Annotated in this window: 14 protein-coding genes; 5 read left to right on the forward strand and 9 right to left on the reverse strand. The window is 34.3% G+C overall.

All coding sequences use genetic code 11. From position 1 onward, the window contains the following. Positions 1-13: 13 nt before the first annotated feature. A complete protein-coding gene (gene rpmA, locus FND99_RS08375) occupies positions 14-274 on the reverse strand; it encodes a 50S ribosomal protein L27 (RefSeq protein WP_144337521.1) in 261 nt (86 codons plus the stop codon). 24 nt (positions 275-298) lie between these two features. Then, entirely contained in the window at positions 299-736 is a 438-nt protein-coding gene (rplU, locus tag FND99_RS08380) for a 50S ribosomal protein L21 (protein WP_144337522.1), read from the reverse strand. Between the two features lie 276 nt (positions 737-1,012). On the opposite strand from rplU, the gene FND99_RS08385 reads away from it, so the two are divergent. Together FND99_RS08385 and FND99_RS08390 are read left to right on the forward strand one after the other, a co-directional pair. Beyond that, positions 1,013-2,335, forward strand: coding sequence for a M16 family metallopeptidase (locus FND99_RS08385; protein ID WP_144337523.1), 1,323 nt, complete (start codon positions 1,013-1,015; stop codon positions 2,333-2,335). 12 nt (positions 2,336-2,347) lie between these two features. Then, a complete protein-coding gene (locus tag FND99_RS08390) occupies positions 2,348-4,396 on the forward strand; it encodes an insulinase family protein (RefSeq protein ID WP_211356622.1) in 2,049 nt (682 codons plus the stop codon). 210 nt (positions 4,397-4,606) lie between these two features. Here the strand turns inward: FND99_RS08390 and FND99_RS08395 are convergent, their stop codons facing one another. Further along, positions 4,607-5,473, reverse strand: a complete 867-nt coding sequence (locus FND99_RS08395; RefSeq protein WP_144337524.1) for a DMT family transporter — start codon at positions 5,471-5,473, stop codon at positions 4,607-4,609. A gap of 100 nt (positions 5,474-5,573) precedes the next feature. On the opposite strand from FND99_RS08395, the gene FND99_RS08400 reads away from it, so the two are divergent. Next, entirely contained in the window at positions 5,574-5,948 is a 375-nt protein-coding gene (locus FND99_RS08400; RefSeq protein ID WP_144337525.1) for a heavy-metal-associated domain-containing protein, read from the forward strand. Between the two features lie 77 nt (positions 5,949-6,025). Here FND99_RS08400 and FND99_RS08405 read toward each other — a convergent pair whose 3' ends face one another. The 5 genes from FND99_RS08405 to mutY all read right to left on the reverse strand — a co-directional run bounded on the left by FND99_RS08405 (position 6,026) and on the right by mutY (position 10,029). Then, positions 6,026-6,517 carry a hypothetical protein gene (locus tag FND99_RS08405; RefSeq protein WP_144337526.1) on the reverse strand — a complete coding sequence of 164 codons (492 nt, stop codon included), beginning with the start codon at positions 6,515-6,517 and terminating at the stop codon, positions 6,026-6,028. 107 nt (positions 6,518-6,624) lie between these two features. Continuing rightward, positions 6,625-7,185, reverse strand: coding sequence for a gliding motility lipoprotein GldD (gene gldD, locus FND99_RS08410; RefSeq protein ID WP_144337527.1), 561 nt, complete (start codon positions 7,183-7,185; stop codon positions 6,625-6,627). Position 7,186: 1 nt separating this feature from the next. Next, positions 7,187-8,482, reverse strand: coding sequence for a gliding motility-associated protein GldE (locus tag FND99_RS08415; RefSeq protein ID WP_144337528.1), 1,296 nt, complete (start codon positions 8,480-8,482; stop codon positions 7,187-7,189). Between the two features lie 23 nt (positions 8,483-8,505). Next, entirely contained in the window at positions 8,506-8,946 is a 441-nt protein-coding gene (locus tag FND99_RS08420; RefSeq protein ID WP_144337715.1) for a single-stranded DNA-binding protein, read from the reverse strand. A gap of 36 nt (positions 8,947-8,982) precedes the next feature. Then, entirely contained in the window at positions 8,983-10,029 is a 1,047-nt protein-coding gene (gene mutY / locus FND99_RS08425) for an A/G-specific adenine glycosylase (RefSeq protein WP_144337529.1), read from the reverse strand. Between the two features lie 140 nt (positions 10,030-10,169). Here mutY and FND99_RS08430 point away from each other — a divergent pair, with 140 nt between their 5' ends. Next, positions 10,170-10,460, forward strand: coding sequence for an HU family DNA-binding protein (locus FND99_RS08430; RefSeq protein WP_007805026.1), 291 nt, complete (start codon positions 10,170-10,172; stop codon positions 10,458-10,460). 381 nt (positions 10,461-10,841) lie between these two features. After that, a complete protein-coding gene (locus FND99_RS08435) occupies positions 10,842-12,386 on the forward strand; it encodes an Rne/Rng family ribonuclease (protein ID WP_144337530.1) in 1,545 nt (514 codons plus the stop codon). 114 nt (positions 12,387-12,500) lie between these two features. Here the strand turns inward: FND99_RS08435 and pbpC are convergent, their stop codons facing one another. Continuing rightward, entirely contained in the window at positions 12,501-14,876 is a 2,376-nt protein-coding gene (gene pbpC, locus FND99_RS08440; protein ID WP_144337531.1) for a penicillin-binding protein 1C, read from the reverse strand. Positions 14,877-14,967 lie beyond the last annotated feature (91 nt).

Below are 14,967 nucleotides of genomic sequence, written 5' to 3' on the forward strand. Positions count from 1 at the left end.
TAATCTATGATTATTATGCCTCAAAAGGAATAATAGATACATAAGATTTGTTGTCTCTTTTCTTTTGGAACTTAACAACTCCAGCTACACTTGCGTGTAAAGTGTGATCTTTACTAATGTAAACATTTTCACCTGGATTGTGTTTTGAACCTCTTTGTCTAACGATGATGTTACCAGCAATAGCAGCTTGACCACCATAAATCTTAACGCCTAGACGTTTTGATTCTGATTCTCTACCATTCTTCGAACTACCGACACCTTTCTTGTGAGCCATGACGTATGAGTTTAAATATTGTTATTATTCTTTAGTAGTCTCTTTTTTTGCTTTTGGAGCCGCTTTTTTTGCTTTTGGAGCTTCTACTTCTTCAGTAGCTGCTTCGTCTGCTACAACTGCTTTTTTAGCCGCTGCTTTTTTAGTTCCTCCTGCTGCAGTAATACCTTCGATTACAATTTGTGTAAGATATTGTCTGTGACCATTTCTTTTTTTGTATCCTTTTCTTCTTTTCTTTTTGAAAACGATAACTTTATCACCTTTTAAGTGTTGTAACACTTTAGCTTCTACTGAAGCACCTTCTATAGCTGGGGCGCCTAAAGTTACATTTCCATTGTCATCTAATAAAAGAACTTTGTCAAAAGAAACTTTTGAACCTTCTTCATTAGCTAAACGGTGAACATAAACCTTTAAGTCTTTGCTTACTTTAAATTGTTGCCCTGCTATCTCTACGATTGCATACATATCAAATTGATTTATTGAATTTTAAGGTTGCAAATATACAACTAAAAATTTACTGCGCAATCCCTAACAGCAAAAATATTTTTTTTGACATTAATCGCTGTCATACAGGCATTTTTAATTATTCTTAAAATAAAAACAGGTGTAAAATACTGTTAAATTTCATTCTTGAATTCATAATTCTCAAAACAATAAGCAAAAAAGACTATTTTTGAAGTAACTAAAATCAACTTTTTGCTACCTACTTATTCTTAGGTATTATAAATTTATTAATCGCATATGAAAAATTCAATAATGATGTTAAGTGCAGCACTAATGCTCGGAGGAGTATCTCATGCTCAAAAGGTAGCTTTTGAAGAGTACAATTTAGATAACGGAATGCACGTAATCTTGCATAACGACCCATCGGCTCCCGTAGTTATAACCTCTGTAATGTATCACGTAGGCTCAAAAGACGAGCGCCCTGATCGAACTGGTTTTGCGCATTTCTTTGAACATTTATTATTTGAAGGCACTCAAAATATAAAACGCGGCGAATGGATGAAAATCGTTACCGCAAATGGAGGCGTTAATAATGCCAATACTTCAGACGACAGAACGTATTATTATGAAGTTTTCCCATCAAATAATTTAGAACTTGGTTTATGGATGGAATCAGAACGTTTAATGCATCCTATTATTAATAAAATTGGAGTTGATACACAAAACGAAGTCGTAAAAGAAGAAAAAAGAATGCGTTACGACAATCAGCCTTACGGAAATATTCTTCCTGAAGTTAAAAAGAATATGTTCAAGAATCACCCATATCGCTGGACCACTATTGGCTCAATGAAAGATTTAGACGCTGCAACTCTTGAAGAATTTCAGGCATTCAACAAAAAATTCTATACGCCAAATAATGCTGTTTTAGTAGTCGCCGGAGATTTTGACAAAGTTCAGGCAAAAGAATGGGTTCAGAAATATTTTGGGCCAATTCCAAAAGGCGAAGAAATTAAAAAACAAACATATACCGAAGAACCAATAACTCAAACGATAAAAGCAACTTACGAAGATCCAAACATTCAGATTCCTATGGTTGTTGCTTCGTACAGAACGCCTTCGATGAAAACCAGAGACGCAAGAGTTCTTGATTTGATTTCATCTTATTTAAGTGACGGAAAAAGCTCAAAACTGTACAAAAAAATCGTTGACGACAAAAAAATGGCGCTTCAAATTGGCGCAGTAGGTTTTAGTCAAGAAGATTACGGAACCTATATTTTATATGGATTGCCGATGGCGCCTTATACAACTGCCGATATTTTAAAAGAAATAGATGAAGAAATCGTAAAAATCCAAACCGATTTGATTTCTGAAAAAGATTACGAGAAATTACAAAACAAATTCGATAATAATTTTGTGAACGCAAATGCAAGCGTAGAAGGAATTGCAGAGAATCTTGCTTCTTATTATCTGCTTTATGGAGATGTGAATTTAATCAATACCGAAATTGACATGTACCATTCTATAACGAGAGAAGAAATCAGAGAAGTTGCCAAGAAATATTTAAATCCGAACCAGCGCTTGATTTTAGATTATATACCAACCGTAAAATCTCAAAACTAAGAATATCGAATCATGAAAAAAATATATACTTTTTTAATCCTTTTATTCCTAACTGGAATTATGCAAGCACAAGATCGTCCACAACCAAAACCAGGAAATGCCCCTGTAGTCAATATTAAAAAGCCACAAACTTTTGTGTTGTCAAATGGCATGAAAGTCTTAGTTGTTGAAAACCATAAATTACCAAGAGTCAGTTTTAATTTGACACTTGACAATGCACCTTTTCTTGAAGGAAACAAAAAAGGAGTTGATGAATTGACAACGAGCTTGATTGGCAACGGAACCAAAAAAACAACTAAAGAAGCTTTTAATGAAGAAATAGATTTTTACGGTGCAAGCATCAATTTTACATCGCAAGGTGCCTACGCGAGTTCTCTATCAAAATATTCAGGACGTGTTTTAGAACTTCTTGCTGAAGGCGCTTTACAGCCAAATTTTACTCAAACCGAATTTGATAAAGAAAAAGCAAAACTTTTAGAAGGCCTTAAAGCCGATGAAAAAAGTGTTCCAGCCATTGCTAATCGCGTGGTTGATGTTTTAGCTTTCGGGAAAAACCATCCGTCTGGAGAATATTTATCTGAAGAAACAGTAAAAAATGTAATACTAGCAGATGTTCAAACAAATTACAACACCTATTTTGTTCCAGAAAATGCTTATTTAGTCGTTATTGGAGATGTTAAGTTTAAAGAAACCAAAGCAGCTGTAGAAAAACTTTTTGGCCGATGGAAAAAACAAGCTGCGCCGAAAAATAGTTATCCAAATCCAGAAAATGCATCTAAACTTCAAATTGATTTTGTAGATGTTCCCAATGCGGTTCAATCAGAAATTTCTCTTGTAAATACTGTGAATTTAAAAATGAGCGATCCAGATTTTTTCCCTGCAGTAATTGCAAATCAAATTCTGGGTGGTGATTTCAACAGTTATTTGAACATGAATTTACGCGAGCAACATGCCTGGACTTATGGTGCAAATTCAAGCATTGGAGCTGGTAAATACGTAACTAAGTTCAAAGCTTCGTCTGCCGTAAGAAATACGGTTACTGACAGCGCGGTGGTTCAATTTATAAAAGAAATTAAAAGAATCCGTACTGAAAAAGTTGATCCAGAAGTGCTACGTAATGTAAAAGCGGGATATATTGGCCGTTTTGTTATGCAAGTTGAAAAACCTCAAGCTGTAGCCCGTTATGCTTTAAATATTGAAACTGAAAAACTACCGGCTGATTTTTACGAAAAATATATCCAAACAATAAACAACGTAACTGCAGATGATATTTACCGTGTTGCAAACAAGTATTTCTTGCTTGACAATATGCGAATTGTAATTGCAGGAAAAGGTTCTGACGTAATTCCGGGATTAGAAAAACTTCAAATTCCGATTTATTACTTTGATAAATACGGAAATCCTGTTGAGAAACCAGCTACTAAAAAAGACGCTCCAACTAATGTTACTGCACAAACCGTTTTTCAAAATTATATTAAAGCAATTGGAGGCGAAAAAGCTGTTACAGCAGTAAAAACACTTTACATGAACGGAAGCACAACAATTCCGCAAGCTCCAACTCCACTGACTTTTACTTCAAAATTAGATTCGAAAGGAAAAATGATGGTTTCGCTTGCTATGGGAACTATGAATTTAATGAAACAAGTTGTGAATGATAAAGGCGCTTATATTGAACAACAAGGTCAGCGCAAAAACCTTGAAGGAGATGACCTTAAAGAAATGAAGGCAAATGCCGCTCCTTTTGAAGAATTACAATTACAAAAAAGAACAGATTTAAAAGTTGACGGCATTGAATCTATCAACGGAAGCGATGCTTATGCTATAAAAGATGGCAAAACAACTTATTTTTATGATGTAAAATCAGGATTGAAAGTTGCAGAATCTAAAGTTCGCGAACAAGGCGGAAAATCAGCAACTCAAATAACAAACTTCAACGATTATAAAGAAGTAAAAGGCGTAAAAGTTCCTTTTAATTTGATTCAGAATGTAGGTTTTGAATTAGACATCAAAATGTCGGACATTAAAATCAATGAAGGGGTTTCTGATGCAGATTTTCTTTAAAAGAGGTACAAAGATGCAAAGGTCCAGAGGAACAAAGGTTAGGTTCTAAGGTTCTAAGGCTCTAAGATTTTGAAAGCTTTGTCAAAGTTTGAAACTTTGACAAAGCTTTTTTTTATCGATTCGTTTGTCAGGCTGAGCGGAGTCGAAGCCCAGTTCCAATTGGCCCGCCCTTCGACTTCGCTCAGGGTCACATCCGTTAAGAAGAACCTCTTATTTCTTAGCCGACAAATAAACCCCAATCAAAATAATAAACGCACCAAAAAACTGAATTGGCGTCAGCATTTCATTATCTAATAATCCCCAGAAGAAGGCAACAATCGGAATTAGGTAAGTAACTGAAGTTGCAAACACCGGAGATGAAATCTGAATTAATTTAAAGAACAAAACATTTGCTATTCCGGTTCCTAATACTCCCAAAATCATCACAAAAAATATCGAATGTTGCGTCGCTTCGATATTTATTCTTTGAGAAATATCGGTAGTGCTTAAAATGATCAAGGCAGGCAAAAGCAAAACCGTAAAGTTTCCGGTTGTGATGCTTAGCGAGTTCAAATCAGATAAATATTTTTTTATCAAATTGACATTTATCGCATAACTAAGTGTTGCAATAACTACTAGCAAAACATATAAATAATTTTGTGTTCCGCTTGCAGAATCGCCACTTAAAACCAAAAGCAGACAACCGACTAGCCCCACAAAAACGCCTAAAACTTGTCTTTTTTGAAATTGAATTCCAAAAGCCACAATTCCTAAAACTAAAGTATTTAATGGCGTAAGCGAATTCAAAATGGCAACAATCGAACTATTTACCTGAGTTTCTGCAATAGCAAAAAGATAGGCCGGCATGAAAGTACCAAAAAGCGACGTTATAGCGACAAATTTCCACTGACGGCGTGAAATCTTTTTCAAACTTTTGAAACCCACAATCAACAAAAACAAAGCCGCAAAAATAATTCGGAATGAACCTACTTGAATTGCAGTTAAACCTATCAATCCCTTTTTTATCAAAATAAAAGAGCTTCCCCAGATTAGAGAGAGAATCGATAAGTAAAGCCACTTTAACTGTTTTGTTTCCATAAATTGTATTTTACTGCAAATTTGTAATTATTTTGCGAACCGACCTCTTGGTTTTTATTAATTTTGCAACAAACATATTGACAATTTAAAAATCATAAATATGAAATTCACTAAAATATTCGCATCATTAGCTGTTGCTGGTTTAGTTTTCGTTGGTTGCAAAAAAGAAGAAGATAAAAATTTAGCCAACATAAAACCTTTAGAAACAACCAAAGAACAAAAAGCAATCGCTGCAGAAAATGTACAAACTGCAAGTTTCGAAATCGAAGGAATGACTTGCGCAATGGGATGTGCAAAAACTATTGAAAAAGAATTATCAAATCTTGATGGTGTCGAAAAAGCTACAGTTGATTTTGACAAAAAAACAGCAACGGTTACTTTTGACAAAATGATCCAAAATAAAGAATCGTTAACCAAAACTGTTCAGGCAACTGGAGACGGAAAAACATATAAAGTTTTGAATTTTAAGTCTTAACTTAAATTTTTAAGGCAATAAAAAAGGCGTTCAAATTGTACGCCTTTTTTATTGCTTATTTTCAAAATAGGAAAAACCTAAATAATTGGATAAAAAATTTTTTCTATCGTTATTTTGACACCATTCATATTTTCTTTCAATACTTCATCTATTTTAGCAGAAATCAAAGACGTAATAACAAAATAGTTCCCGTCTAAAAGTTCGATTTTTGCATAATAATAAGAACTGTGTACCAAACGAGAAGTGCCTGTATTTCTTGTAAATGAAGTATAAATAATAATCTCTTTTATATCATTGTTGCTAACTTCTAAAGCTTCTTGACCGTTAGTTTTTATAATTTCATTTTTTCTTATTTCAAAAACGATGCCCTTATTTTTTCCAAAGTAATTTAGATGAAGAATGATTGGCGGAAAAATAAACAGTAAAGAATATGGAATCAAAAAATAAGGAATAATACTAGGATCACATGCATTCGATAATACAAAAATCATAATTGAAAATATAATCGACATAATAATGAAATCTGTCAACATTTTAAGTTGACTAAAAAAATTCATTCTCAATTTCATAAAATTTAATTTTAAATTAAATGATGCAGCCCTTCGCTAGCAAGAGACACTTGATTATATACATATAAAATCCAAATAAAAAAAGGAATCCAAATGGATTCCTTTTTTTATTTCCATTTCAATGTTTCCATCAAACGCTGCATATCATTTTTAACATAACTCGCAGCCGGCATAATCGAATCGAAATTAGGTTTTGCATAAAAATACATTGAACCTATTAAAAAGTGTTTTGTGCTGTCGGTCACATAAAATTGTGAATTTGTGGCTGCATTTCCGTCAACTTGATAAAACATACCAAAAACCTTTTTTTCAGGGTTTAAATAAGGCTGTTCTAAAATATCATCTGCTTTAATAACATGCTCGTAAGTAAGTTTTTGAGCGTCTCTTAAAAGCTTATTAATATCGCCGTGAACCGGTTTATAAGTCAGATAAATTGTCGCTTTCATTTTTGGATAAGTGATTGCAAATCCGCAGTCTTTTTCGCCCTTAATAATCGCTGATTCATTCATATCAAAAGTAAACGGACAGTTATTTTCAAAATGAACATATTTTGCTTCCGGATAATCTAAACGCAAATAGCTGGCCGGCTTTGGCAAAACATCATCTTTACAGCTTATTACAGTCAGTGTCAGTAAAATTACTGCCGTTGAAATTATCTTTTTTAACATCTTAATCTATCGTTACTTTTATTTGTTTTACACGCTTTTTATCGACTGTTTCAATTGTGAATACACAGTTTTCAAAAGCTATTTTTTGGTCTTTTTTCGGGAAATTCCCCAAGATTTCTAGAATAAATCCCGCCAGAGTTTCTGCTTCGCCTTTATGCGCATCAAAAACATCCTCATCAACATCGATAATTCTGTAGAAATCTTTCAGATTGATTTTTCCTTCAAATAGAAAATTCTTTTCATCGATCTGCGAAAAGTTCAAATTTTCATCATCAAATTCATCGCTGATATCGCCTACTATTTCTTCAATAACATCTTCTAAAGAAACCAAACCTGAAGTTCCGCCATATTCATCTACCACAATTGCCAAATGACTTTTAAGACTTTGAAAATCCTTCAATAAATTATCCAGTTTTTTATTCTCAGGAACAAAAAAAGCAGGTCGCATCAATGAAGTCCAATCAAACTCTTCTTTGTCAATATGCGGCAATAAATCTTTTACGAACAAAACGCCTTCAATTTGATCGATATTGTCTTTATAAACCGGAATTCTTGAAAATCCTTTTTCTATGATTTTTGGATAAATAACCGCAAAAGATTCTGAAATTTCCAATGCAAAAATATCAATTCGTGGACTCATCACCTGTTTGGTATCGGTATTACCGAAAGAAACAATTCCTTCTAATATTTTCTGCTCTTCTGTTGATGTTCCTTCAGAATCGGTCAATTCTAAAGCCTGCGAAATCTGATTTATTGAAAAATTATTCTTCTGTTTCCCTAATTTATTTTGCAAATATAAAGTAACACTGCGCATTGGCAAGCTTATTGGCGAAAGTAATTTGTCTAAAAAAGCAATTGGATATGCGACTCTTTTTGCAAATTTTAAATTATTTCGGCTAGCATAAACTTTAGGCAAAACCTCGGCAAATAATAAAATAAGAAAAGTGACTAGAATTACTTCTAAAAAAAATTTAAAAGCTGGCGAAGTTATATTCGAAAAAATATTTCGTCCAATAAACGAGAACAAAATAACCACTCCAATGTTTAGGAAATTATTTGCAACTAACAGCGTTGCAAGTAATTTTTTAGGTTTATCCAAAAGATTGGAAATGATTTTCCCTTTTGGAAGATTTTCCTGCAAGGCTGCATCTATGTCTTTTTGCGATAATGAAAAAAGAGCTACTTCGGCACCGGAAACAACGGCGGACAGAAACAGCAAAATAAATATTCCGACAAAACCAATGATTAAATTGGTGTCTAAAGTTGTAGTAAAAAGTAAACTGGGCTCTGGGTCCAAATTGAAAAAAATTAGTTAAACATTCAAAAAGGCAAGTCGTTTACAGGTAAGCCTTCATTTGTCGCATCAAAGTTAGTATTTTTTGCGGATTCTGACTCGTGATTTGGTTTATGATTTCCAGTTTCTTTTTTGGTAGTCAAGAAAGTAAACTCCGTAACCTGAATCTCAGTGGTGTATTTGGTTGTTCCGTCTTCTGCTTGCCACTGACGCGATTTTATGCGGCCTTCGACGTAAATTTTATCTCCTTTAGACAAATATTTTTCGCAGATTTCAGCAGCTTTGTTGCGCACAACGAGATTATGCCATTCCGTTGAAGTTATTTTTTCATTCGTCGTTTTATTGATGTAAACTTCGTTTGTAGCCAGCTGAAAACGTCCTATGCAATTTCCTCCATCAAAATAATGCATTTTTACATCATCTCCTAAATGGCCAATTAACATCACCTTATTTAATGTTCCGTTCATAGTTTTTGGTAGTATTTCTCCCAAAGATACATTTTTTTAGCAATTTATTTCTTGCTTTTCGATAAAATTATAAATCACAATTGGAAAAGGAAAACTTTTTAACTCATTGGCGCTCACACCATTCCGAATTTTTTCTCTGATTTTAACTTTCCAGAACTGTATGTGCAGATGCTGATGCGAAAGTTTGTGCAAAACAGCCGTTTCTGCGCACTCTTCTATACCTATAATAGTATAGGACGGAAAAATGTCGTTTTGAACAGTTTTTGAAACCAAATCAAAACCAACAATTTCATCGGTTTCAAGAAGCGGAAATTCATACAAGTTATGCCAGATTCCTTTTGAAGTTCTTTTTTGAATTAAAGTATTCCCGAGAGCATCTTCTAAAACCAGATAATTAAAGAAACGATTGGTCACTTTTGTCTTTTTCAATTTCACCGGCAAAACCGCAACTTTCTTTTTCTGCAATGCCGCACAACTATCATTAAAAACACAAACCATGCAATTCGGATTTTTAGGAACGCATTGGAGCGCACCAAATTCCATTATTGCCTGATTAAAGATTGCCGGATTATCTTTCGGCATTAATTCAGATGCCAATGCTACAAATTCTTTTTTTGTTGCCGGCAAAGCAATATCAGATTCGATATCAAAATAGCGGGATAGAACCCTAAAAACATTTCCGTCAACAACAGGAACCGCTTCATTATAAGAAAAGGAAGCAATTGCGGCGGCCGTATATTCACCGACACCTTTTAATTTCAATAAACTTTTATAGTTTTCAGGAAAAACACCATTTAGTTCATTTGCCACAAATTGAGCTGTTTTATGCAAATTTCTGGCACGAGAATAATACCCTAATCCTTGCCAAAGTTTTAAAACTTGCTCTTCTGAGGCATTTGCCAAATCATTTACAGTAGGAAATTCCTTCGTAAATGCAAAAAAATAAGGCATTCCTTGAGCAACTCGAGTTTGCTGCAGCATAATTTCTGAGAGCCAAATCAGGTAAGGATCGGCCGTTTTGCGCCAAGGTAAATCGCGCTTGTTTTGTAAATACCAATTTATCAATACATTATGAAAATCCATACTAAAATACTTAGAAAACAAAAGTAAATGTTTATGTAATTAAAATTTAACGATTTAGCTTGATTAATTATTTTTTTAATTCCTATATTTGCAAACTCAAAAAAATAGTACATCATTTATAAAATAAAATAGGAAAGAAAATGACGAAAGCAGATATCGTAGCGAAAATTTCAGAGAAACTAGGTCTTGAAAAAGGAGATGTTCAAGCAACAGTAGAAACTTTTATGGAAGAAGTTAAGACTTCATTGGAAACTGGAGACAATGTTTACCTAAGAGGTTTTGGAAGCTTTATCGTTAAAACTAGAGCTGAAAAGACTGGTAGAAACATTTCAAAAAACACTACAATCAAAATTCCAGCACACAACATCCCTGCGTTTAAACCTGCAAAAGTTTTTGTGGAAGGAGTAAAAACGAACAACGAAGCAAAATAATACTATTAATTAACATAAAATCTGACACGATATGCCAAGTGGTAAAAAAAGAAAGAGACATAAGGTAGCTACTCACAAACGTAAAAAAAGAGCGAGAGCTAACCGTCACAAAAAGAAAAAGTAGTTTTAAACTACTTTTTTCTTTTTAAACGTTCATTGAAATTGAAAATTAGTATTCAGTCATCAGTTTATAGTATTCAGTCTACTGATTGCTTAGAACTGCAAACTGCCAGCTAGTTTTCCCCGGGTTAATACCTGTTAAAAATATTGTTTAATCCATCCTTGTAGAAGTTGATGGTTTCAGGTTTTTGGTTTTTGGTTTCATTACCAACAACTATCAACAAACAACCGACAACCAATTCACGGATAAAAATTTACAGTGTGAATAAAGAATTAATCATTAGATCTAGTTCTGAAGCAGTAGATTTTGCCTTATTAAAAGATGGAAAACTAATTGAATTACACAAAGAAGAAGAGAAAAGCAACTTTCAGGTTGGTGATATTTTTATTGCCAAAATCAGAAAACCAGTTGCTGGACTTAATGCTGCTTTTGTAAATGTAGGCTTCGAAAAAGATGCCTTTTTACATTATCACGATTTAGGTCCAAACTTAGCTTCTCAGCTGAAATTCATAAAACTTGTAAGCGCAGGTAAAATAAAAGATTTCTCCCTAAAAACCTTTCAGTTTGAAAAAGAGATTGACAAAGATGGCATCATTACTGATATTTTAAGTGCCAATCAATCTGTCTTAGTTCAAGTAGTTAAAGAACCTATATCGACCAAGGGCCCAAGAATAAGTGCTGAGCTTTCTCTTGCCGGAAGATTTATCGTTCTAGTTCCTTTTTCTGATCGTGTTTCTATTTCTCAAAAAATAGAAGACAAAAAAGAAAAGGATCGTCTAAAAAAACTTGTTCTATCGATCAAACCTAAAGGATTTGGTGTTATTGTTCGTACAGTAGCAGAAGGCAAAAACGTAGCCGAATTAGAAAAAGATTTGCAGAACCTGCTTGGCAGATGGACTGCAATGTGTAAAAAATTACCAACTGCTCATCATCCATCAAAAGTATTAGGAGAGCTTAACAGAGCTTCTTCAATATTAAGAGATGTATTTAACGATACCTTCAGCGGTATCCAGATAGATGATGAAGAGTTGTACCATCAAACGAAGGAATATCTGCAAGAAATTGCGCCTTCTAAACAATCGATTGTTAAGTTTTATCAATCAAATGATACTCCAATTTTCGAGAAATACAATATAGAGAGACAAATCAAAACTTCTTTTGGCAGAACCGTTTCTATGAGTAAAGGTGCTTATCTTATCATTGAACATACTGAAGCTCTTCACGTTATAGACGTAAATAGCGGAAACCGTTCAAACAAAGCTACCAACCAAGAAGACACGGCAATGGAAGTAAATATGATTGCTGCCGCAGAAATCGCTAGACAATTGCGTCTGCGTGATATGGGTGGCATTATCGTAGTTGATTTTATCGATATGTCTAATCCAGAAAATAGGAAAGTTTTGTTCGACTTCTTGCGAGAAGAAATGAGCGACGATAAAGCAAAACATAAAATATTACCGCCAAGTAAATTTGGACTTGTCCAGATTACAAGACAGCGAGTAAGACCAGAAGTGAATATCAAAACCAGAGAGGAAGATCCTAACAAACACAATGGTGAAATTGAAGCTCCAATTTTAATCATTGATAAGATCACCGCTGATTTAGAAAGACTTTTAAAAACCCACAATAAAGTTGTGCTAAACACACACCCTTTTGTGGCTGCATACCTCAGCAAAGGTTTTCCATCATTACGTTCAAAATGGTTTTTTGAACATAAGAAATGGGTGAAAATCATACCTCGTGACGCTTACACGTACTTAGAATACCATTTCTATGATAAAAAAGGAAATGTTATTTCAGAATAAAAAACAAAACCGCCCCGATGCATCGGGGCGGTTTTTTTGTGTCTTTTTTTCGCCACGAATTACACGAATTTGCACGAATTAATTTGTGGCAATTGGTGTAATTCGTGGCAAAAACTATTCTCGAACTATTTCAATCTTTCGTCTAATTTCATTCCCAGAAGCATCCACAACTGTAATGTAATGCGTTCCGGTTGTTGGTGTAATTGGTAATTCGTGAAAGGTTTTTGTAGTAGCTTTATAAACATCATCAACATACCAAAACAATTCTTTATCTCGTTCAGAATAAGCTACTTTTAAAATTACAGGTTGAACGTTACTGTTGAAATCTTTCGTTAAATAGATTTTACTATTTGCTTTTGGATAAATAAAATCCATTGTTGTCGTTTGTGTTCCCTCACAACCTTCTTTAAACGGAGGCAAGGGCAAATACTCAATATGCTGGCTTTTATAATACCATGCCATAACAGGAGGCAGCACAAACCAATTTTTGGTCACAATATTCTCAACACTTTCACAACTGCTGTTTACTTGAAATTGTTCGGTTTTATCCAAATGAATGGTTTTATGATATGGACAAACTTTAGTCAATTTTCCTTTTTTAGAAACCCATTGCTTGATTTTCGGACAATTTTCTTTTGCTAAATAACCACTCAAACGACAAACCTCAACTTCTTCTAAATCTTTATAAGGCGTTTCAAACCATCTTTGTCTTGGCAATAAATTAAAAACGTCGAATAAAATTGGTGCGGCGCTAGTAACTCCAGTCAATGTTGGCCTACCTTCTCCCGTTGCATTTCCAACCCAGACTCCAACGACATATCTTGAATTGGTTCCAATGGCCCAAGCATCTCGATTCCCGAAACTTGTTCCCGTTTTCCATGCAATTTTCAAGGAACTGTCATAAAACTTCCAAGCCTCATCTCCTTCTGGCCTGTTCACTTCTTCCATTGCATTATACGTCAACCAAATTGATCCTGCTCCCAAGATATTCTTCTGATCCGTTTCTGATCCAAAATCGGGTTTAAAATCATTTTTATAATTTAGCTCCGCAAACTCATTTGTTCGATACTTTGCGTGATTTTTTGAATAATAATTTAATGTTGACGAAAGATTTGCATAGGTTCGACATAAATCCCACAAATTACTTTCGGCACCGCCAAGAATCAGTGACAAACCATAATGATCTGGCGTTTTATTAATATCTCTTAATTTAAATTTCTGCAGTTCTTCATAAAACTTGTTCACAGTAAATTCCTGAAGCATTAAAACCGCTGGAATATTCAACGAACGTGACAATGCGCGATGCGCCGGAACAGCTCCGTCAAAAGTAAGATTGAAATTCTGCGGTGTATAACCTGAAATCTGAGTTGGAATATCTGCCACTAAAGTGTTTGGCAATAATTCGCCATCGTCAAGCATTGCGCCATATAAAAGCGGTTTTAAAATACTTCCCGTACTTCGTGGCGCATCAATAATATCCACATCTTTTTGATGATCTGAATCTGCTGGAGAATTCCCCACATAACTCATCACATTTCTGTTTTGAACATCAATGACCAAAATAGCCAAATTGTGAACTTCATTTTGCTTGTACTGATTGTAATAATATCTCGCAATCTGATTTACACGATTCTGCAACGCATAATCTATTGTTGTTTTTACTCGTGTTCCTTCTTCATTTTTAGCTACTCGCTGTAATAAGTGAGGCGCAATTTGAGGCAGACTATATGGTTTTTGAGGCAAAGGTTCTTCTGTTGAAAGTTCATACGTCTGCTTGTCAATTATTCCTTCTTGATGAAGTTTCAACAATAATCTATTTCGTTTGTTCAGTAATTTTATCTGATTTTTTCCTGGATAAATTAAACTTGGTGCATTTGGCAAAACAGCCAAAACCGCATTTTCTGCCCAAGACAATTGATTTGCCTGAACGCCAAAATAACGCCAAGAAGCCATTTCCAACCCAACAACATTTCCTCCAAATGGTGCATGAGCAGCGTACATTTCGAGAATTTCATCTTTAGAATAACCTAATTCTAATCTCGTTGCGAGAATAATTTCGATAATTTTCTCAAAATAGGTTCTGTTTTTTCCTTTTCGGGATAATCGGATAACTTGTTGTGTTAAGGTGCTTCCGCCTCTGACTACTTTTCCGGCTTTTCTATTTTGCTTAAACGCATTCACCATCGCACCCGGATTAAATCCCGGATGTTTATAGAAATACTCGTCTTCAAAATAAACGATGCATTTTTTAAATTTATCCGGAACACTGTCTTGCGCAGGAAAACGCCATTGCCCGTCGCGCGCAATTTTTGCTCCGAGCAACTCTCCTTCTTTGCTTTCAATCACCGTTGAGTAAGGCTCTTCGAACAAAATTCGAGGTATAGAAAAATAGTAAATCAGCAAAAGCAGAAATGCAATTGCCGATTTTATTTTATTTCTTTTTATCCAATTTATGATGCGTTGAAGAAACGCTATAAGTTTATTTTTCAAGACTGTTTTAATTTAACCGCAAAGAGCGCAAAGTTATCCGCAAAGTTTTTTGCCCACAGATTTTACTGATGAAACAGGTTTTCGCGGATTG

The organism is Flavobacterium daemonense (assembly GCF_007341385.1).
GTDB classification, from domain to species: Bacteria; Bacteroidota; Bacteroidia; order Flavobacteriales; family Flavobacteriaceae; genus Flavobacterium; species Flavobacterium daemonense.

What these genes read in the sequence shown, in the direction of transcription:
- rpmA (WP_144337521.1), bottom strand. Translation starts at nt 274, where the DNA reads ATGGCTCACAAGAAAGGTGTCGGTAGTTCGAAGAATGGTAGAGAATCA.
- rplU (WP_144337522.1), bottom strand. Translation starts at nt 736, where the DNA reads ATGTATGCAATCGTAGAGATAGCAGGGCAACAATTTAAAGTAAGCAAA.
- FND99_RS08385 (WP_144337523.1), top strand. Translation starts at nt 1,013, where the DNA reads ATGAAAAATTCAATAATGATGTTAAGTGCAGCACTAATGCTCGGAGGA.
- FND99_RS08390 (WP_211356622.1), top strand. Translation starts at nt 2,348, where the DNA reads ATGAAAAAAATATATACTTTTTTAATCCTTTTATTCCTAACTGGAATT.
- FND99_RS08395 (WP_144337524.1), bottom strand. Translation starts at nt 5,473, where the DNA reads ATGGAAACAAAACAGTTAAAGTGGCTTTACTTATCGATTCTCTCTCTA.
- FND99_RS08400 (WP_144337525.1), top strand. Translation starts at nt 5,574, where the DNA reads ATGAAATTCACTAAAATATTCGCATCATTAGCTGTTGCTGGTTTAGTT.
- FND99_RS08405 (WP_144337526.1), bottom strand. Translation starts at nt 6,517, where the DNA reads ATGAAATTGAGAATGAATTTTTTTAGTCAACTTAAAATGTTGACAGAT.
- gldD (WP_144337527.1), bottom strand. Translation starts at nt 7,185, where the DNA reads ATGTTAAAAAAGATAATTTCAACGGCAGTAATTTTACTGACACTGACT.
- FND99_RS08420 (WP_144337715.1), bottom strand. Translation starts at nt 8,946, where the DNA reads ATGAACGGAACATTAAATAAGGTGATGTTAATTGGCCATTTAGGAGAT.
- mutY (WP_144337529.1), bottom strand. Translation starts at nt 10,029, where the DNA reads ATGGATTTTCATAATGTATTGATAAATTGGTATTTACAAAACAAGCGC.
- FND99_RS08430 (WP_007805026.1), top strand. Translation starts at nt 10,170, where the DNA reads ATGACGAAAGCAGATATCGTAGCGAAAATTTCAGAGAAACTAGGTCTT.